We start from the raw sequence: 19,586 nt of genomic DNA on the forward strand, positions 1-19,586 counted from the left end.
GATTATTTTTCTGATCCGTTTTATTGGTTACTGAAGCGGCGGCGCAGATGCGGACAGCCTGCCCGGCTCGCCTTCGGCATCGCGACGGACACTGCTCGCCTTCGGCTTCGGACTTTCTCGCTATAGTCCTTCGAGCGCCCTCTCCAAATTCTTTCTCGCTGTTGCCTCGTATCTTTCGAAAAATGTCTTTGTCCTGTATATCCTCGGACGATTCAGGAAACCTTGCAGAATCTTCTTCCGCTCTTGCATGAACAACGATAGCGGAACATAGTCATATTCCGCACGAATCTGCCGTTCGTATTCTTCGAAACGATCCAGTGGCGCGGCCAATATCGACAAGTCCACATCCACCAATAACGACGCGTCACCCTCCACGCTGGGCTGATGGTGCCGGGTTGCCATCACCAGTGCGTGCACGCGCTGCGTAATCTCTTCCGATGCGCCCGCATCCACCAGACAACCCCTAGCCCAATCAGCGCTCTTCTCTTCGTTGTCATGACGTTTGACGTCGTAGATGACGTCATGAAACCAGAGTGCCAGTTCAACTTCGCCAGGATGGGAGGATTCGGCGTGCAGCTCTTCCCACTTTGCGAAGCACTCTTCGAGGTGCTGAAGCGAATGGTAGTGACGATGCGGTTCCCTGTAGTGGCCTTCTAAGGTCGTGAATAATTGGGTGTCAGGGCATGCAAGCCCCAGTCCCGTCCAAGTGGCGTTCCACCGGTCAATTGTCAACAACATGATTTGGCCTTTCCAGACTTTCGAGGAACCTAAAAGGGAGAAACATGTCTTGCTCTACTACATTAAAAATCCATCAAATTTTTAGCGGGAGAAGTCGGTGCCGGACAGCCCTTGGAATACGATATCGACCACCAATACGACAGAAAAATCGTCTAAAGAATTACATCTGGACTGCAACGTCATGTGGTCGATGATTCAGCAGATGAGTACCGAACGCCTTTGCGTGAAAAAAGGGCGCTATTCAGGCTCATTCGTCTTCTCATCCAGCGACCGGGCGCGAAGAATTGCAGCGACCTATGCGCAGATCTATCTGGAAACCGACAAGTACGGCGATACGAACAAGAAAGGTAGATTCTACTGGATGGCACTCGGTGCCTTTGCGAGCAAGACGGTGGCCTGCTCATTGGACGATCCTCGGGTCAACAATCCAATTGTGAGCACGGTACATGAGGGACTTGCCAAAGGTAATATGTGGTTGTTCTTCGATATCAGCGGCTGGCATTGGTATTACACCAGATTTGGTGCCAGCTTTGATGTCTGCGTTGTTCAACGAGACGCCTCCAAATATGTGAAGCCGGTCAGAGACCAGATGGCGCACTATCCCTGGAAGGATGAGGCACTACCCAAGATCAGAAACATGCATGAGCATGAATATATCGTTCAGGCCTTCTCCTTGAGCAAAGAGATTGAGACCAGCAACGATGATCTTGAGCGGACAAAACTCCAGCTGCAACATTTGCTTGCCATCGCAAACCACGAGCAAGGTGTCATCCTGCAACCCCTGATTTATGACGATCCATGCTTCTCAAACTGGGTTCAAGGTCAGCGTTTACCTGTTATCAACATGGTCTCTCCAGAACTTCAGTTGGCATTCACAAGCGCTTGTGACACGAAAGATGCGCAACTGAAATCAGTAGCTCCACGAGAAACACAACTTGAAAAATTCTCCAGTCGAATGGCATGGATCACTGAGGCGGCAAAGCTCTTTCACTCGCTCATGAACAATCGACTGAGCTATATGGAGCAGGAGCTGTATGCCATCGCTGCATGGGTAGAGATGGACCGTTCATCAGATCAGCCCTATATCCCGGAAATAATACCTTAAGGATTCTGGAAACATCGTGAAATTCCATTTTCAAAAAATTATTTCCTTAGCACTACTTGCGCTAATTCCCGGTGCGGTATTGACCGGGTGTGACAGTCGACAGCCAGGAGAAAAAACAGAAATGAGTGATCGAATCGAGATCCACGTCAACCAATCTCCTGATGAATTAAGCAAAAAATATTCGGGCCGATTAGAGGTATTGAAACACCCATCAGGACTAAATTTCTACACGATAAGATGGCGGTCGCCAGCTTATGGGAATTTGGTGATCGGCACCGGGCCGCATAGTGTCAACTTGCCATACGTACTAAGTGCGAAAGGTAACGACGACTCCTATTTCCCCGATGAGAAGATTATCAACTGGGATATCAACGCAGGAATGGCAACTGACGATCTCATTGAGCACGATGAAGCCAGACTACGTTTCTTCGGCATTCTGAGAGCACTGCGCCAAGCAGGCTGGTCCCGGGCCATCGGGCCAAGTGAACCACGACTGGCTGGCAAGGATGCTTTGACATATCGCAAGACGAAAGCGTCGGTCTACTCGCTCGACCCCGACTACGTACTGTCGCTGGATGAGTGGATCGGGTTGAGAACGCGGACCACCTGGAGTCTTTTCACTACTGACGCCTATATGGATATCAGCATCACGCCAGATCCTTCCCGACTTGACGTCAACAAGCCCGGCGCATATTTCGTGGAATACTCTTTGCAAGCAACAAATGAGCATTGGCGGGGTGTTGTAGGTCCGAACAAGCGCCTGCAATGGCAGGCTGAATTACCTGAAGTACTGGTCAAACTTCAAGGAATACGGAAGATCAAAGAAGAGGAACTCAAAAAGAATCACATTGCAATTGATGAGACCTATCGTGATCCACCACTTCCAGTTCCGAACCATTGAGCACAGAGCACTGCCTACCTGGTAGTTAATCTGCACATCAGGTCCACCGCTACACGCACTCAACTCAAAAATAAAAAGGAAAGAACAAGTCAAAGCGGAATGCGATTAGGAGACGAGGCGAGGCCGAAGGCGAGCCCGTGGGGGGCCGTCCCCATAGAGCCAGCCGCCGCAGCGAAGCGAAAAGTGGATCAGAAGGATAGTCGGAGCGAAGCGACTCTATCCTTCCCACTTTTCGCTTCGCTGCGACGGGGACCCTCCGAAGGAGGGCTGGCTCTTTGGGGTCGCCTTCTTTTGCTTACTTTTCTTGGCGAGACAAGAAAAGTGAGCGGCTGCCGGGCCCCCCCCGGCGCTCCGTTCCGCCCGGAGAGTGGAAATAATTAAGCTAGAGCGCAGGAAAGATTTCCGTGCAGACTACCCCAAACAGCAAACCCAAACCCGTCGCAAAAGCGTACAACCCTCAACCAAAGCCGAAGACGAGTAGGAGACACGGCGAGGCCGAAGGCGAGCCCGTGGGGGTTGCCGTCCCCATAGAGCCAGCCGTCGCAGCGGAGCGAAAAGTGGATCAGAAGGATAGCCGGAGCGAAGCGACTCTATCCTTCCCACTTTTCGCTCCGCTGCGGCGGGGCCCCTCCGAAGGAGGGCTGGCTCTTTGGGGTCGCCTTCTTTTGCTTACTTTTCTTGGCGAGACAAGAAAAGTGAGCGGCTGCCGGGCCGCCCCCGGCGCTCCGTTCCGCCCGGAGAGAGGAAATAATTAAGCTAGAGCGCAGGAAAGATTTCCGTGCAGACTACCCCAAACAGCAAACCCACACTCGTCGCAAAAGCGTACAAACCCCGACCAAAGCCGAAGGCGAGTGGGAGACGCGGCGATGCCGCAGGCGAGCCCGTGGGGGTTGCCGTCCCCATAGAGCCAGCCGTCGCAGCGGAGCGAAAAGTGGATCAGAAGGATAGTCGGAGCGAAGCGACTCTATCCTTCCCACTTTTCGCTTCGCTGCGACGGGGACCCTCCGAAGGAGGGCTGGCTCTTTGGGGTCGCCTTCTTTTGCTTACTTTTCTTGGCGAGACAAGAAAAGTGAGCGGCTGCCGGGCCGCTCCCGGCGCGTTCTCCCGACCGGAGAATGATAAGAATTAAGCTAGAGCGCAGGAAAGAAATCCGTGCAGACTACGCCAAAACCAAAGACAATCAAACCCCAGGATCCCGCACCTTCTCCACCTGATCAAACTCCACGTTATAGAACTCAGCCCCGCGCAACTCAGCCTTACGCATATAAACCGTCTGCACGATATCGCGAGTAGAAGCATCGATGGAAACCGGCCCCCGCACGCTCTCCCAGCTCATCCCTTTCATGGCAGCCAGCAGCTTCTCACCGTCCGCATCGCCCCCGGTTTTCTTGAGCGATTCGTAGAGCAGATGCATCCCGTCATAGGCCCCTACGGAATGGAAGTTGGCGCGCATTCCCTTGTTGGCCTTGGCCATGGCATCCACATATTCCTTGTTGGCCGCAGAGGGATGCGCAGCCGAATAGTGGTGACTGCTCACCACATCCTTGGCAGCTGCACCAATCCCCGCCATCAGGTCATCATCGAGCACATCGCCGGTGCAAATCAATCGAATTCCGGCAGCCGCCAATCCCCGCTCGGTGAACTGCTTCAACACGGCAGCGCCTTCCCCGGAAGGTACAAAAACGAACAAAGCCTGCGGCTTGGCGTCCTTCACCCGCTGCAGGAAGGGCGCATAGTCCGGATTGCGCAAGGGCACACGCACGCTCTCCATGACCTTGCCACCGGCCTCGGAAAAAGTCTTCACGAATACTTTCTCAGCATCCAGCCCCGGCCCGTAATCGGAAACGAAGGTCACCACACTCTTGATGCCGTTCTTGGCAGCCCAAGAGGCCAGCGGCGAAGTCACCTGCGCCAGCGTGAAGCCGGTCCGCACGATATAAGGCGAGCGCTGCGGAATGATCGACGTTGCCGCTGCCGTCACGATCATCGGCACCTTGGCCTGCGTCGCAATGGGCGCGGCCGCCAGCGCCAAGGGCGTCAACCCGAAACCCATCAGGACTTGCGCCTTGTCCCGCGCCACCAGTTCCTGCGCCAGCCGCTTGGTCACATCCGGAGAAACGCCGCCATCATCCTTCAACAGGATCTCCACCTTGCGCCCGGCCACGCTGTCGCCGAACTTCTGCTGATACAGTTTTACCGCTGCCTCGATCTGCCTCCCGGTCGAAGCAAACGGTCCCGACATCGGCACGATCAGCCCGACTTTCAGTGCATCGGCTGCCCGTGCGACCAAGGGCATGCCCACTGCAGCCAATGCAGTTCCGGCCAGCACCAGGTGGCGGCGCCGGGTATCGATCATCTCGCTCATCATGTCTCCTCACGTTTTAATTTGTATAAATGATTTACGACGTAGGGCACTACTGCTTCAGAACATTACAGATCCAGCACCAGCAACGAACTGCGAGCCCGGGAACAGCAAGGCGTGAACTGATCATTGGCCGCCCTTTCCTCATCGGTCAGGTACTGATCACGATGATCAGGCTCACCCTCCAGCACACGCGTGAGACAGGTCCCGCAGATGCCCTGCTCGCAGGACACCGGCACATCCACACCGTGTTCGCACAAAACCTGGATCACCGTGCGGTCGGCGGGAATGGTGTAGACCTGCCCGCTGCTGGCCAGCTTCACGTCAAACGCGCCATTGCCATCGGCGGTTACCGGCGCCGCACCAAAGTATTCGAAATGAACCTGCGACTCCGGCCAGCCGCGTGCACGGGCAGTCTCCACCACATGCGCGATGAAGCCGGCAGGACCGCAGACGTAAAGATGGGTCGCCGGATCAGCCTGTGACAGCAAGGCCTCCATATCAAGCTTCTGCGCGGCATCACCATCGTCATAGTGATGCACCACGCGGTCCGCAAATCCTGACCCGGCAATGCGCTCGCGAAACGCCTGGCGTGCAGGCGAACGGGCGCAATAATGCATCTCGAAAGACGCTCCGGCGGCCGCCAGCGCCTCGGCCATGCACAGAATGGGCGTCACACCGATGCCACCCGCCAGCAGCAGACTGTGCTGCGCCGGCACCAATGCAAACTGGTTGCGTGGCACGCCGATGGTGAGCAGATCACCAACCTTCAGCGCCTCATGCACCGCCACCGATCCACCGCGCGAATTGGCATCGCGCAATACACCGATCTGGTAGCGATGCTGCTCATGCGGCGCATTGCACAGCGAATACTGGCGCAGCAAACCGCCCGGCAGATGCACGTCGATATGCGCACCGGCAGTGAAGCCCGGCAAGGGCGCACCATCCACCGAGACCAGCTCCAGTCCCACGATGCCGTCGGCTTCCTCGCGGCGCGCCGCGACCTTGACCTGCAATGTCGTCATCGTCACTCCTCAGGCCGCGGCAGCCTTGCCAGATTCGGCTTCGCGCGCCAGCCACTTGTCCAGCACCTTGCGCGACTGCACCCCACCGGCATCGATGTTGAGCGCCAGCAGGCGGCGCTCGGGATACTTCAGCAGATTGGCCTGCTGCAGCTCCAGCATCTCGCGGTCCTCGCCGAAAATCTTGCCCTGCCCTTCGCGAATGGTGTTGGTCAGCTCCTTGTCCTCAGGACGGAAATGACGCGCCATGCCCCAGAAATACCAGTGCGACGTTTCGGTCTCGGGCGTGATGAAATCCACCACGATGGAGGAAGCCTTGTGCTCCGGCCCGGCCTCGTAACCGCCCTTGCCTGCATGCGCCACGCCCACTTCAATCATCACGTGGCTGGGCGGCGAGAAGCGGCAGATCTGCCAGCGATCCACCGGCACCTCATCGGCCAATCCATTGCCTCGCAAGGCCATGCGCCAGAACGGCGGCGGCATGATGTTCTCCATGAAGCGGCTGGTGATGACCTGCTCTCCTTCCACCCGCGTATTGACCGGCGCTTCGTCAATCTCCTTCTGGCCGATGCTGGAGGCATGCACATAAGTCTCGTGCGTGAGGTCCATGAGGTTGTCGATCATCAGGCGGTAGTCGCAGTTGATGTGATACAAGCCACCGCCATAGGCCCACTCGGGATTCTCAGCCCATTCGAGATGATGGATCTGCGCCGGATCGGCCTGCTCCTTGTCACCGGGCCACACCCAGATGAAACCGTAACGCTCCACTACAGGGAAGCTGCGAATGCAGGGGAAGCCGCGCACGCGCTGGCCCGGCATGCTGCGCGTATGCCCATCGCAGCCCATCTCCAGGCCGTGATAGCCGCATACCAGCTGCCCTTCCCGCACGAAGCCCAGCGACAGCGGCGCACCGCGATGCGGACAGAAATCCTCAACGGCGGCGACCTTGCCTTCGGCGCCACGATAGAACACGATCTTCTCGCCGCAGATCTGGCGGCCCAGGGGCTTGCTTTCGATTTCGTCGGGCGTGCAAGCGACGTACCAGGCATTCTTGGGGAACATGACGGTCTCCTTGGGTGAATTCCTCAACCGGCACTGGCCTTCCAAGGCCAGTGCCCTTCTTGATGGACTGCTCCAGCTTGTTCTTTTCCGCAGGCGGCTTGATCCAGATCCTGTCGGGTCTCGCATTTATCTGTTTTAATATTCAGTACACTGAATGTTAGAAAAGTATCCGCCAATCCGCAGCGCAAGTAAACGCGCTGGCGGACTTTTTTCGTTGCGCGTTGCATCAATTGATTGAGGGAAAACCTTGCGGACCGTACACTGCCGCATCGCTGTCATCACCCTGCAGCTCATCCATTACCTGATTGCATCCGACCTCATCCGCCATGCCAGAGACCACGCCACCCAAGGACGAAAGCCAGCTCATCGATCTCTACGAGCACCCCGGCCACCTGTTGCGGCGGGCGCAGCAGATTTCGGTGTCGATCTTCCATGACGAAACCGGCGGCATCATTACCCCGGTGCAATACGCCATCCTGCGCATGCTGTCGAACCATCCCGGCATCGACCAGGTGAGCTTGTCGGGACTGGTCGCCATCGACACTTCCACTGGGGCCACGGTCTGCGCACGGCTGGAAGAAAAGGGATTGCTGGTGCGCGAAGTCATTCCGCACAACCGCCGCCAGCGCGCATTGCGCATCACGCAGGCCGGCGAAGCCCTGCTGGAAGAACTGATCCCCGGCCTGCAGCGCCTGCGCAAGCGCATCCTGGCGCCCCTCGATGAAGCCGAACAGCAACAGTTCATGCTACTGCTGGACAAGCTGGTGCATGAGAACAATCCGCAGAGCCGTGCGCCGCTCGCACGCTTGCGCGACCAGGATTGCCAGGAAGACTGAACGCTAGGCCACTGCTACCAGCCGATCGAGTGTCTCGCCATCGTCCAGCAGGCTCTGGCTGTCCGAGGCATGCACGATGCGGCCGCGATCCAGCACGATGGCCCGCTGCGTCAACGACAGCGCCATGCGTGCATGCTGCTCCACCACGATCACCGACATCCCTTCTTCACTGACCAGGCGGCGGATCACCTTCAGCAGTTCCTGCACGATGATCGGGGCCAGCCCTTCCATCGGTTCATCCAGCAAGAGGATGCTGGGGCTCACCATCAACGCGCGCGCAATGGCCAGCATCTGCTGCTCGCCCCCGGAGAGCTGGTTGCCCATGTTGTGGCGGCGCTCATGCAGGCGGGGAAAAATCGAATAAATCTTCTGCAAGTTCCATTTTCCGCCACGCTCCACCACCGTCAGGTGTTCCTCCACCGACAGCGAAGGAAACATGAAACGCTCCTGCGGCACCCAGCCCAGCCCGGCGTGCGCGCGCTTGTGGGTCGGCACGCGCGCAATGTTGCTGCCACGCCAGTGGATGCTGCCCCCATGCAGGCGCGTCAGTCCCATGAGGGTGATCAACAGACTGGTCTTGCCCACGCCATTGCGCCCCAGCAGGGCCAGGCTCTCGCCTTCCTGCATCGAGAAGGACACGTCTTCCAGGACGATGGAGTCGCCATAACCGGCGCTCACCTTGTCCAGTGCCAGCAGCTCAGGCATGTTCGGCCTCCCCCAGATAGACTTCCTTGACGCGCTGGTCAGCCGCAATCTCCGCCGGCGTGCCTTCCACCAGTACCTTGCCGCCGACCAGCACCGTGATGCGCTCGGCGAAGCGGAACACCAGCCCCATGTCATGTTCGATGAAGACGATGGTCACTTCACGCGGCAGCTGCGCAATCACTTCGAAGAGTTCACGGCTCTCCGCCGAAGGAATGCCGGCGGCTGGCTCGTCCAGCAACAGCACCTTGGGCTGAGTCGCCAGTGCCAATGCAATCTCCACCAGCCGCTGCTTGCCATAGGCCAGGCTGCGCGTGATGCTGTTGGCTTCCTGCCCCAGCTTGAGGGACTCCAGCAAGGCCATGGCTTCGTCCACCACCACGGTCTGGCTGGCCACGGTCTGGTACCACTTGTATTGCAGGCCGCGCCGCTCCTGGATCGCCAGGATCACCGACTCCAGCACCGTGAGCCCGGCAAAGAGCGTATTGATCTGGAAGGTGCGCGTCATGCCGCGCTTGACGCGTTCATGCTGGGCCAAGGCGGTGATGTCCTCGCCACCGAACCATACCTTGCCCCCGCTGGGCGCAAAGCCGCCCGTGAGCAGATTGATGAAGGTGGTCTTGCCCGCGCCATTGGGACCGATCAAGGCGTGGCGCGCGCCGGGTGTGAAGGTCAGCGAGATATCGTTGTTGGCCACGAAGCTGCCCCAGCGTTTGCTCAGGCCTTCAGTGCGCAAGGTGATATCGGCTGGATGCGGGCTCATGCGCGGCCTCCCTTGAAGAACTTGTCACGCAGCACCGCCAGCCCGCCGAGCAGGCCACCGCGTGCAAACAGAACGATCACGATCAGCAGCAGGCCGATCCAGAATTGCCAGTAGGCCGGATTGAGTCCGGACAGGTAATCCTGCGCCAGCATGTAGACCAGTGCGCCGACCAGTCCGCCATAGAGGCGGCCGGTGCCGCCCAGCACCAGGATGATGAGCAACTCTGCCGAACGCGGGAAACCCAGCACATCCAGCCCGACGAACTGCGTGGTCTGCGCCAGCAGGGCACCGGCCACACCGGCCACCGCAGCGGCCACTGTGAAGATGACGACGAGGCGGCGGTTGACATCGGCGCCGATGGCCGGCATGCGGCGGCCACCTTCGCGGATGCCACGCAAGCCCAGCCCGAAGGGTGAATTCACCATCCGCCGCAGCACTACGAACAGCAGCAACAGCACCGCGAAACTGTAGCCATAGGCCACGCGTCCGTTGAGGTCGAACTCGAAGACACCGAAGATCTTGCCCATCACCATGCCGGACAAGCCATCGACACCACCGGTGATGAAGGCCGCCTTGTTGGCCGCCTCGAACAGCATCAGGCCGATGCCCAGCGTGACCATCAGGCGCGTGAGGTCCGCTCCGCGTACCACCAGGAAGCTCACCAGGAACCCGGCGACGGCCGCCACGATGGCGGCCAGCAACAGCCCCGTGATCGGCTCGCCCCAGCCATGCACGGCCAGCAGCCCGGCCGTGTAGGCCCCCAGACCAAAGAAGGCGGCATGCCCCAGCGAAACGATGCCGGCATAGCCCAGGATCAGATCCAGCGAGACGGCGAACAGGCCCACGATCATGATCTGGCTGATCAGCACCAGGTAATCGGGGAAGAGGAAATAGGCCGCCACCGGCAGCAGCCAGAAGAGGATCTCCAAGGGAGTCCAGCGATCATTGGGCAGGCGCAGGACCGGCTTGGCGGCCGCTCGGGTTGAAGTGCTGGTGCTGCTCATCCGCGCCTCCGCATCAGTCCGGCCGGGAACAGGATCAGCAACACCACCATCAGGCCATAGATGACGAAGGCGCCGATCTCCGGCACATAATATTTTCCGGCGACGTCGAACACGCCCAGGATCAGCGCGGCCAGCAGCGGCCCCTTGATGGTGCCGGCCCCGCCCACGGCCACCACCAGCAGGAAGTAGACCATGTACTTGACCGGGAAGGTCGGGTCCAATCCCAGCACGTCAATACCCAGGCCGCCACCGAGACCGGCGAGACCCGACCCCAGTGCGAAGGTCAGGCTGAACACGCGGCTGACGTTGATGCCCAGCCCCGCTGCCGCCACCTGGTTGTCGACCGAGGCGCGGATCTGCGCACCGAAGCGGGTGCGCTCGATCAAGAGGCCCAGCGCCACCGTCACGATCACCACCACGCCGATCAGGAAAACGCGATACGCCCCGACATCCAGCCCCAGCAGCGAGACCTGTCCGCGCAGCCAATCCGGCAGCACCACAGGCTGCTGGGTCGGTCCCCATTGCCAGGTGGCCCCGGCCACGGCCATGAAGGTCAGGCCGATGGAAAACAGCACCTGGTCCAGGTGGCTGGCCTTGTAGAGCCGGCGATAAAGGGAACGCTCAAGGATCAGACCGACGATGGCGGCAGCGATGAAGGCCAGTGGCAAGGTCGCGAGAAAGGGAACCCCGATGCGATTGAGCAGCGTCACGCAGACATAGCCGCCCAGCATGGCGAAGGCACCATGCGCGAGGTTGATGAAGTTCATCATCCCCATCGTCACCGACAGGCCCACGCTGATGAGAAACAGGAGGCTACCGTAGGCAATGCCATCGAAGAGCACGCCAAGGAAGTTGCCTAGCATGGCACCCTCCCCAGGCAAGGACGAGCGGGCGCAGCCGAACGCGGCGCGCAGTCATGATGCGAATGCATGATGCGGTTGGTCTCCTCTTCTGGCCTGCGGCTCTGTTTTTTTGGCCGCTTGGGAATCGATATAAATTATTTTTCTATTGTGCTGCGCCTGCCTCAATTCATGCTTGATCAATTTTCACGAAGACCCTTGCGATCTTCATGGATGACGCGACACGATTGCCCGGCCGCGCCATCCCGAGCGCATCACACGCGCTCGATCACCATCGCGATACCCTGCCCCACGCCGATGCACATGGTGCACAGCGCATAGCGGCCACCGGTGCGTTCCAGCTGGTAGGTGGCAGTGGTCACCAGGCGCGCACCGCTCATGCCCAGCGGATGGCCGAGGGCGATGGCACCGCCGTTCGGATTGACGCGTGCGTCATCATCGGCCACGCCCAGTTCGCGCAGCACGGCCAGCCCTTGCGAGGCGAAGGCTTCGTTGAGTTCGATCACGTCCATCTGATCAATCGTCATGCCCAGTTGCGCCAGCACTTTCTTGCTGGCCGGGGCCGGACCCATGCCCATGATGCGCGGTGCGACACCGGCCGTGGCCATGCCCAGAATGCGGGCGCGCGGCTTGAGCTGGTACTTCTCGACGGCATCGGCACTGGCCAGCAGCAAGGCGCAGGCGCCATCGTTGACGCCGGACGCATTGCCGGCCGTGACGGTGCCATCCGGCCTGACTACGCCCTTCAGGCGGGCCAGCGCTTCCATGCTGGTCGCACGCGGATGTTCATCCTGGGTCACGGTGATGGGATCGCCCTTCTTCTGCGGGATCACCACCGGCACGATTTCCTGCGCCAGGTTGCCATTGGCTTGTGCGGCGGCGGCCTTGGCCTGGCTGCGTACGGCGAACTGATCCTGGTCTTCGCGGCTGACCTTGAAATCGACGGCGACATTCTCGGCGGTCTCGGGCATGGCATCCACGCCATACTTCTGCTTCATCAGCGCATTGACGAAACGCCAGCCGATGGTGGTGTCCTGGATCGCCGCCTGGCGCGAGAAGGCGCTGTCAGCCTTGCCCATCACGAAGGGGGCGCGGGTCATCGATTCGACGCCACCGGCGATCATCAACTGCGTTTCACCGGACTTGATAGCGCGCGCGGCCGTGCCCAGCGCATCCATGCCGGAGCCGCACAGGCGGTTGATGGTGCTGCCCGGCACTTCCTGCGGCAGGCCTGCCAGCAGCAGCGACATGCGTGCCACGTTGCGGTTGTCTTCACCGGCCTGGTTGGCGCAGCCAAAGATCACGTCATCGACGGCCTTCCAGTCCACTTGCGGATTGCGCTCCATGAGCGCGCGCAGCGGCACCGCGCCCAGGTCATCAGCGCGCACGTCCTTGAGCGCGCCGCCATAGCGGCCGATGGGGGTGCGGATGGCGTCACAGATAAATACGTCTTTCATGCATTCCTCACAGCGATAACGATACGGGTCACGGAATCAGGCCGCCGGGCGCAGCGGTGCGCCGGTCAGTTCCTGCAATTGCGCAAAGGTCAGGCCCTCGACAATCTCGCGCACCTGCAGGCCTTGCGGGGTCACGTCGATGACGGCCAGGTCGGTGTAGATGCGGTTGACGCAGCCGATGCCGGTGAGCGGATAGGAGCAGGCCTCCACCAGCTTGCTTTCGCCGGTCTTGGTCTGGTGGTCCATCATGACGAAGACTTGCTTGGCACCGATGGCCAGGTCCATCGCACCGCCCACGGCGGGGATGGCATCCGGTGCGCCGGTGTGCCAGTTGGCCAGGTCGCCCTTGGCCGAGACCTGGAAGGCACCCAGCACGCAGATGTCCAGATGGCCGCCGCGCATCATCGAGAACGAATCCGCGTGATGGAAGTAGGAACCGCCGGTCAGGAGCGTCACCGGCTGCTTGCCGGCATTGATGAGGTCTTCGTCTTCTTCGCCGGGGGCCGGGGCCGGGCCCATGCCCAGCACGCCGTTTTCGCTGTGCAGGAAAATTTCCTTGTCCGCCGGCAGGTAGTTGGCGACCTTGGTCGGCAGGCCGATACCCAGGTTCACGTAGGCGCCCTCGGGGATGTCCTGCGCCACGCGGGCGGCGATCTCTTCACGGGTAAAGCGCTTCATTGCTGTGCCTCCTTGGTTTGCACGATCCGCTGCACGAAGATGCCGGGCGTGATGATGTTTTCCGGATCGAGCTGGCCCAGTTCCACCACCTCGGTGACTTGCGCAATGGTGACCTTGGCCGCCATGGCCATGATGGGCCCGAAGTTGCGCGCCGTCTTGCGATACACCAGGTTGCCCCAGCGGTCGCCGCGCAGCGCCTTGATGAGCGCGAAGTCGGCATGGATGGGCGACTCCAGCACATAGTGCTTGCCATCGATGAGGCGCGTTTCCTTGCCTTCGGCCAGCATGGTGCCGTAGCCGGTCGGGCTGAAGAAACCGCCGATGCCGGCACCGGCGGCGCGGATGCGCTCGGCCAGGTTGCCTTGCGGGGTCAGTTCCAGTTCGATTTCGCCGGCACGGTAGAGCGCATCGAAGACGTGGGAATCAGTCTGGCGCGGGAAGGAACAGATGATCTTCTTGACGCGCTTGGTCTTGAGCAGCGCCGCCAGACCCGTATCGCCATTGCCGGCGTTGTTGTTGACGATGGTCAGGTCACGCGCGCCCTGGGCGATCAGCGCATCGATCAGGGCCGAGGGCATGCCGGCATTGCCGAAGCCACCGATCATGATGGTGGCACCATCATGGATGTCAGCGACCGCCTGCTCCAAAGAGTCAGAAATTTTATTGATCACGTTGCTCTCACTGTAGATGCGGCGCTTCCAGCTGCGCCTGCGGATTGCCTCGCTGACCTTGTTCTTGCCGTTCAGCCAGGCGGTTGGGACTCGTCTCTGCCGGTGTGGACGGGCATTCCGGAGGTATTTGCAGCGTGACGTTTTCTGCACCGAAATGTTCGATCACCGAACTAATGTTTGATTTTCGCACAAAAAGAGTTTAGCGATCCGGCTTGACGGCCGTCAAGAAAAACCCGCAGGATGTGTTCGCTTGCCGCACAAAACGTTAAAATCCTGACGCACTGAGGCACGCCGGGAAATCCGAGCTGTCCCGCTGATGCATCGTCCTGAACCACCGACCAGAGAGTCCATTCGCGCCCATGTCCACCGCCCCTGCTGCCAAGACCCGCAAGACCGCCGCCAAGAGCACCGCTGCCGTCAAGGACGCCAAGCTGCCCAAATCCGCCCCGGCCGCCAGCCGGCGCAGCAAGGCGCGGGAACAGGAGCCGGCGGCCAGCGCGCCCGAGGCGGAACGCGAGCTGACCATCGCCGAGGAAATCGATGCCCTCACCGACCCCAGCTTCATGACCTCGCTGGCCCGGGGCCTGGCGGTGATCCGTGCCTTCAGCGATTCGCGCCGCAGCCTGACCATCGCCCAGATCAGCCAGAAGACCGGCATCCCGCGCGCTGCCGTGCGGCGCTGCCTGCATACCCTGAAGCAACTCGGCTATGCCGATTCGGACGTCAACAATTTTTCGCTGCGCCCCAAGATCCTGACGCTGGGCTACTCCTATCTGTCGTCCACCCCGCTGACCGTTTCTGCACAGCCCTACCTGAACAACATCAGCCGCACGCTCGGCGAGTCCTGCTCGCTGGCCGTGCTGGACGACAATGAAGTGCTCTACGTCGCTCGCTCGGCCACTTCGCGCGTGATGTCGGTGGCACTCAATACCGGCAGCCGCCTGCCCGCCTATTGCACTTCGCTGGGCCGGGCCATGCTGGCGCACCTGCCGGATGATCAGCTCAAGGCCTACTTCGAGAAGGTCAAGCTGCGCGCCCTGACCGACAAGACCGTGGTGTCGCAAAAGCGTCTGCGCGACATTCTGGCTGGTGTGCGTGCGCAGGGCTATGCGGTCATCGATGAAGAACTGGAAGTCGGCCTGCGCTCCATCGCCGTACCGGTACGCGGTGCCTCCGGCAATGTGCTGGCCGCACTGAACGTGGGGGCACAGGCCGCGCGCGTGTCGGTGGCACAGATGGAAGAAGAGATCCTGCCGGTGCTGCTGCGTGGCGCACAGGAATTGTCCGTGCTGCTGCCGTAAAAAACAGGTCCGCACTCCCCACCGGGGAGGCGGACCGAAGACAAAAACAGACCCTGCCTTTGCCATGCTGCGGATGTCGGCGCACCCCTCGGATATCCGGGTGCGCCATCCTCCTCAAGACTGCGTTTCCACCAACGATCAGAAGGTGTGACGAATGCCCGACATCACACCCAGCTGGTTCTTGCCCGCACCCACCGACCCGCCGGCATCCACGGCCACGGCCGACGTACCGCCGTTCTTGATGTAGCCCAGCGAAGTGTAGAGCGCCGTACGCTTGGACAGGTTGTAGGTCAGGCGTGCCACCGAGAGGGTGACATCGTTCGGGCTGTTCTTCACGTCCAGGCGCGAGACCTGCGCATCCAGCACCAGTGCGGTGGTCAGCGGATAGCTCACGCCCAGGTAGTAGAGATCGGAATCGGTATTGGTGTTGTTGGCTGCGCGGGTACGGCGATCGACCACGCCGCCGCCGATCTTGACATCACCGATCATGAAGTAACCGTTCAAGGTGATGCGCTGATCGCTGTTGTCACTGCTGGTGAGGCCACCGGAGGCGCCGGTATTGCCATACAGGATGTCATAGGAGGACGTCACGCCCCAGCCCTTGCCGTCGTAACCCAGCAAGCCCGTAACCTGGCGGCAGGCCTTGCTGTTGCCGGCCACTTCGCCGGCACAGTTGGTGGCGGCCGGACCGCCGGTGGCCGATGCATCGCGTCCGAAGCTGTAGGTCGCGCCCAGCGTGAAGCCGCTGAAGCTGCCGAGGTAGCCGATGGAATTGTCGCTGCGGGCATTGGGCAGATACGGGTCGATGCTGCCGATGGCGAAGATGTTGGGGCCCATCACGTCCGTCTTGAGCTGCGAGATGTAGGTCATGTTGATCTGACGGCCCAGCGTGACCTGGCCCCAATCGCTCTTCAGACCCACATACGACTGGCGCCCGAAGATGCGGTTGCCCTGTCCCATGGCGCCGGTGTCGGGAGCAAAGCCGCTTTCCAGCACGAATATCGCCTGCAGTCCGCCGCCCAGATCTTCCGTACCACGGAAGCCGATGCGCGACGGGAAGCTGCCCGTCAGCGATGGCATCTTGAAGACCGAATTGCCGTTGGCATTGGCGTTGGTGGTGTAGACCACGCCGGTATCGATGATGCCGTAAATGGTCACCGAACTCTGCGCCATGGCCGAGCCCGCCGCACCCGCGGTCATTGCACATGCGGCAGCGGCCAGGGCCACTGCACGCAGGGTGGTTGTTCTTGTCATTGCCATCTCCTCCTGATTTCATTGAATGGTGAATGGCCGGCTCGCTGCCGGCGCACGCCCTCCTCCAGGCGCACGCCAGCGATTCGCCGCTCGCCGGCCGGGTGACTTCCCTTGATGTCAGTCCCTTCGATTACCTCAACTGCCTGTTGCGAATTCTCGTCGCCGACGCGGCATCTTCCGGAAGCGCGGGCAAAAACGCCCCCTGCCCCATGGTCAACGCCATCGGCATGCGTGTTGCTGCGGCGTTTTCCACGCCACTTTGTAAATGCGAGTTGGTCGATGCCGACTAGCGGACATCGCAGAATGAAGCGTCTCGTCTCTGGCTTGTTTCTTATTTTTTATAACTTTTATTAGACGTTCGGTAACCGCACATCGGTTTGTTTACCGAACGGATGGTGCGATACTATTGTCGGCACCGACGCTTTGTCAACAAGGCGAGCCAGGGAAGAGAAAGCGATACGTCGTCCGTCTGCAACAGTCGGACCGGCGATGCGACAATCAGGACGGCAGCAGAACCGCCCGCGCAGCATCGCTCACTACAATCACAAAGGAGACTGAAAAATGAGGTTGAAAAAACTCGCAGGATTGGCCGTGATCACGGCCTCCGTCAGCTTGCTGACATCGCTGGCGCACGCTGAGGAAACCATCAAGGTCGGCCTGATCGCCGCCTTCTCCGGCCCCTTCGCCGATTACGGCAAGCAGATGGAAGGCGGCATCAAGGCCTACATGGCGCAGCATGGCGACACGGTCGCCGGCAAGAAAATCCAGATCATCATCAAGGACACCACCGGTCCCTCGCCCGAGATCGCCAAGCGCCTGGCACAGGAACTGGTGGTGCGCGACAAGGTGGATTTCCTGGCCGGCTTCGGCCTTACGCCCGAGGCGCTGGCGGTAGCACCCATCGCTGAACAAGCGAAGAAGCCGATGATCGTCATGAACGCGGCCAGCTCCGTCATCACCACCAAGTCCAGCTACATCGCGCGCTTTTCGATGACGCTGCCGCAGGTCTCGGGCCCCATGGCGACCTGGGCACTGAAGAACGGCATCAAGCGCGTAGTCACGCTGGTGGCCGATTACGGCCCGGGCATCGATGCCGAGACCGCCTTCAAGACCAACCTGCTGGGCGGTGGCGGCCAGGTCCTGGAATCGATCCGGGTGCCGCTGCGCAATCCTGAGTTCGCGCCCTACATCCAGCGCATCAAGGATGCCAAACCGGAGGCCGTCTTCATCTTCGTGCCGGCGGGCGAACAGGGCATTGCCTTCATGAAGGGCTATCGTGAACGCGGACTGGCCGAGGCCGGCATCAAGGTCATCGCCACCGGCGACCTGACCGACGACCACGTGCTGCCCGCCATGGGCGACTCGACGCTGGGCGTGATCACCACCTTCCACTATTCGGCCGCGCATGATTCGCCGGAGAACAAGGCCTTCCTCAAGAGCTTTGCTGCCGCCAATCCGGGGGCGGGCCGTCCCAACTTCATGGCCGTCGCGGCCTACGACGGCATGAACGCCATCTACGAGGTCAGCAAAAAGCTGAACGGCAAGATCGATGGCGACCGTGCCATGGCCATCCTCAAAACCATGAAGTTCACCAGCCCGCGCGGCCCCATCGCCATCGACCCGGCCACCCGCGATATCGTGCAGACGGTCTACGTCCGCAAGGTAGAGAAGGTCGGCAATGAGGTCTACAACGTCGAATTCGACAAGTTCGAGAACATGAAGGACACCGGCAAATAATCGCCTGTCGATACTTCGTGGAAACGCCGGTGATGCAGTGCACACCGGCGTTTTTCTTTGGGCCGCCCGCTGCCATGCAGGTTGGCGCGCCATCGGTCACGGACACGTCATCGTTGCGACGCGATGCAGCAATTTGAGATGCATTCCTCGACGCATTTTTCGTTCGTTAATCGCCCGCTTTTACTTTGTTCGCACAACACGGAAGTCACATGGGGCTTGCGTTTACCTCCACTTTACTTATACTGAATAAACGTTATAACTTATAACTAATTCAAACGCCGGCCACGGCATGACCAGAGACAGCATGAACCAGCACAGCGACCTCCTCGACATCCAAGTACATGGCGCGATCGCCGAGATCGCGCTCAACCGCGCCGCCAAACGCAATGCCCTCAACGACCCGCTGGTGCGCGCCATCCGCGACTGCTTCCAGGATCTGCCGGAGGGCGTGAAGGTGGCCATCATCCACGGCATCGGCGAACACTTCTGCGCCGGCCTTGACCTCTCCGAACTGCGCGAGCGCGACACCACCGAATCCCTGCATCACTCACGCATGTGGCATGCGGCCTTCGAGCAGATCGCCTTCGGCCGCGTACCGGTGATCGCGGTACTGCATGGCGCAGTCATCGGCGGCGGACTGGAGCTGGCCTCGGCGGCCCACATCCGCGTGGCCGAACCAAGCGCCTTCTACGGCTTGCCGGAAGGACAGCGCGGCCTCTTCGTCGGCGGCGGTGGCTCGGTGCGCATCTCGCGCCTGATCGGCGTGGCCCGCATGGCCGACATGATGCTGACCGGCCGCGTGCTGACGGCCGAAGAAGGCCACCAGGCCGGCATCTCGCAATACAGCGTGGCCGCCGGCACCGGTCTGGACAAGGCCCGTGAGCTGGCCGAACGCATCGCCCGCAATGCGCCCATGACCAACTACGGGATCATGCACGTGCTGCCGCGCATCCATGACCAGTCGATCCAGGATGGGCTGATGACCGAATCGCTCATGGCCGCCGTGGCCGGCAGCGATCCCGATACCAAGGGCCGCCTGGCGGCTTTCCTCGATCACAAGCAGAACAAGGTCAAGCCGACCTGAGCACGACCGCAACGAACAAAGCATCGCAGAAGAATCGGCCCTGCATGGC

General features: G+C 60.5%; 19 protein-coding genes. 7 read left to right on the forward strand and 12 right to left on the reverse strand.

What is annotated here, in order from left to right; translation table 11 throughout:
- Positions 1-120: 120 nt before the first annotated feature.
- Complete coding sequence (locus E2K99_RS20770) at positions 121-738, reverse strand: HD domain-containing protein (RefSeq protein ID WP_134223417.1); 618 nt, start codon at positions 736-738, stop codon at positions 121-123.
- Positions 739-835: 97 nt separating this feature from the next.
- Between E2K99_RS20770 and E2K99_RS20775 the strand changes: the two genes are divergently transcribed.
- Together E2K99_RS20775 and E2K99_RS20780 are read left to right on the forward strand one after the other, a co-directional pair.
- Positions 836-1,843 (forward strand): DUF2515 family protein, encoded by a 1,008-nt coding sequence (locus tag E2K99_RS20775; RefSeq protein WP_134223418.1) that lies wholly within the window; start codon positions 836-838, stop codon positions 1,841-1,843.
- A 16-nt stretch (positions 1,844-1,859) separates the two neighbouring features.
- Positions 1,860-2,744, forward strand: a complete 885-nt coding sequence (locus E2K99_RS20780; RefSeq protein ID WP_240733778.1) for a hypothetical protein — start codon at positions 1,860-1,862, stop codon at positions 2,742-2,744.
- Positions 2,745-3,924: 1,180 nt separating this feature from the next.
- On the opposite strand, the gene E2K99_RS20785 is transcribed toward E2K99_RS20780, so the two are convergent.
- From E2K99_RS20785 to E2K99_RS20795, 3 genes are all read right to left on the reverse strand, one after another.
- Entirely contained in the window at positions 3,925-5,112 is a 1,188-nt protein-coding gene (locus E2K99_RS20785; RefSeq protein ID WP_134223419.1) for an ABC transporter substrate-binding protein, read from the reverse strand.
- Positions 5,113-5,174: 62 nt separating this feature from the next.
- The gene (locus E2K99_RS20790; RefSeq protein WP_134223420.1) at positions 5,175-6,131 is read right to left on the reverse strand and encodes a PDR/VanB family oxidoreductase; all 957 of its coding nucleotides are present in this window, start codon (positions 6,129-6,131) and stop codon (positions 5,175-5,177) included.
- 9 nt (positions 6,132-6,140) lie between these two features.
- Positions 6,141-7,190: an aromatic ring-hydroxylating dioxygenase subunit alpha gene (locus E2K99_RS20795; RefSeq protein WP_134223421.1), complete on the reverse strand. Its 1,050-nt coding sequence runs from the start codon at positions 7,188-7,190 to the stop codon at positions 6,141-6,143.
- A gap of 326 nt (positions 7,191-7,516) precedes the next feature.
- On the opposite strand from E2K99_RS20795, the gene E2K99_RS20800 reads away from it, so the two are divergent.
- The gene (locus tag E2K99_RS20800) at positions 7,517-8,026 is read left to right on the forward strand and encodes a MarR family winged helix-turn-helix transcriptional regulator (protein WP_134134500.1); all 510 of its coding nucleotides are present in this window, start codon (positions 7,517-7,519) and stop codon (positions 8,024-8,026) included.
- A 3-nt stretch (positions 8,027-8,029) separates the two neighbouring features.
- On the opposite strand, the gene E2K99_RS20805 is transcribed toward E2K99_RS20800, so the two are convergent.
- From E2K99_RS20805 to E2K99_RS20835, 7 genes are all read right to left on the reverse strand, one after another.
- The gene (locus tag E2K99_RS20805; RefSeq protein WP_134223422.1) at positions 8,030-8,731 is read right to left on the reverse strand and encodes an ABC transporter ATP-binding protein; all 702 of its coding nucleotides are present in this window, start codon (positions 8,729-8,731) and stop codon (positions 8,030-8,032) included.
- Entirely contained in the window at positions 8,724-9,491 is a 768-nt protein-coding gene (locus E2K99_RS20810) for an ABC transporter ATP-binding protein (protein ID WP_134223423.1), read from the reverse strand. Before E2K99_RS20810 ends, E2K99_RS20805 begins: the two co-directional genes overlap by 8 nt.
- The gene (locus E2K99_RS20815; protein WP_121045765.1) at positions 9,488-10,495 is read right to left on the reverse strand and encodes a branched-chain amino acid ABC transporter permease; all 1,008 of its coding nucleotides are present in this window, start codon (positions 10,493-10,495) and stop codon (positions 9,488-9,490) included. The genes E2K99_RS20810 and E2K99_RS20815 overlap by 4 nt, the downstream gene beginning before the upstream one ends.
- Positions 10,492-11,358, reverse strand: a complete 867-nt coding sequence (locus tag E2K99_RS20820) for a branched-chain amino acid ABC transporter permease (protein ID WP_134223424.1) — start codon at positions 11,356-11,358, stop codon at positions 10,492-10,494. Before E2K99_RS20820 ends, E2K99_RS20815 begins: the two co-directional genes overlap by 4 nt.
- Positions 11,359-11,609: 251 nt before the next feature.
- Positions 11,610-12,812 carry a 3-oxoadipyl-CoA thiolase gene (pcaF, locus tag E2K99_RS20825; protein WP_039784000.1) on the reverse strand — a complete coding sequence of 401 codons (1,203 nt, stop codon included), beginning with the start codon at positions 12,810-12,812 and terminating at the stop codon, positions 11,610-11,612.
- A gap of 36 nt (positions 12,813-12,848) precedes the next feature.
- Entirely contained in the window at positions 12,849-13,490 is a 642-nt protein-coding gene (locus E2K99_RS20830; protein ID WP_134223425.1) for a CoA transferase subunit B, read from the reverse strand.
- Positions 13,487-14,161, reverse strand: a complete 675-nt coding sequence (locus E2K99_RS20835) for a 3-oxoacid CoA-transferase subunit A (protein ID WP_034336231.1) — start codon at positions 14,159-14,161, stop codon at positions 13,487-13,489. Before E2K99_RS20835 ends, E2K99_RS20830 begins: the two co-directional genes overlap by 4 nt.
- A gap of 359 nt (positions 14,162-14,520) precedes the next feature.
- Between E2K99_RS20835 and E2K99_RS20840 the strand changes: the two genes are divergently transcribed.
- The gene (locus E2K99_RS20840) at positions 14,521-15,462 is read left to right on the forward strand and encodes an IclR family transcriptional regulator domain-containing protein (RefSeq protein WP_134223426.1); all 942 of its coding nucleotides are present in this window, start codon (positions 14,521-14,523) and stop codon (positions 15,460-15,462) included.
- 138 nt (positions 15,463-15,600) lie between these two features.
- Here E2K99_RS20840 and E2K99_RS20845 read toward each other — a convergent pair whose 3' ends face one another.
- The gene (locus E2K99_RS20845; RefSeq protein WP_134223427.1) at positions 15,601-16,716 is read right to left on the reverse strand and encodes a porin; all 1,116 of its coding nucleotides are present in this window, start codon (positions 16,714-16,716) and stop codon (positions 15,601-15,603) included.
- Between the two features lie 32 nt (positions 16,717-16,748).
- On the opposite strand from E2K99_RS20845, the gene E2K99_RS20850 reads away from it, so the two are divergent.
- From E2K99_RS20850 to E2K99_RS20860, 3 genes are all read left to right on the forward strand, one after another.
- Entirely contained in the window at positions 16,749-17,006 is a 258-nt protein-coding gene (locus E2K99_RS20850) for a hypothetical protein (protein ID WP_134223428.1), read from the forward strand.
- A 271-nt stretch (positions 17,007-17,277) separates the two neighbouring features.
- Positions 17,278-18,453, forward strand: coding sequence for an ABC transporter substrate-binding protein (locus E2K99_RS20855; protein WP_134223429.1), 1,176 nt, complete (start codon positions 17,278-17,280; stop codon positions 18,451-18,453).
- Between the two features lie 304 nt (positions 18,454-18,757).
- Positions 18,758-19,537, forward strand: coding sequence for a crotonase/enoyl-CoA hydratase family protein (locus E2K99_RS20860; RefSeq protein WP_034329286.1), 780 nt, complete (start codon positions 18,758-18,760; stop codon positions 19,535-19,537).
- Positions 19,538-19,586: the final 49 nt, after the last annotated feature.

It is taken from the genome of Herbaspirillum huttiense, from assembly GCF_004367745.1.
In the GTDB taxonomy this organism is placed as follows: domain Bacteria; phylum Pseudomonadota; class Gammaproteobacteria; order Burkholderiales; family Burkholderiaceae_D; genus Herbaspirillum; species Herbaspirillum huttiense.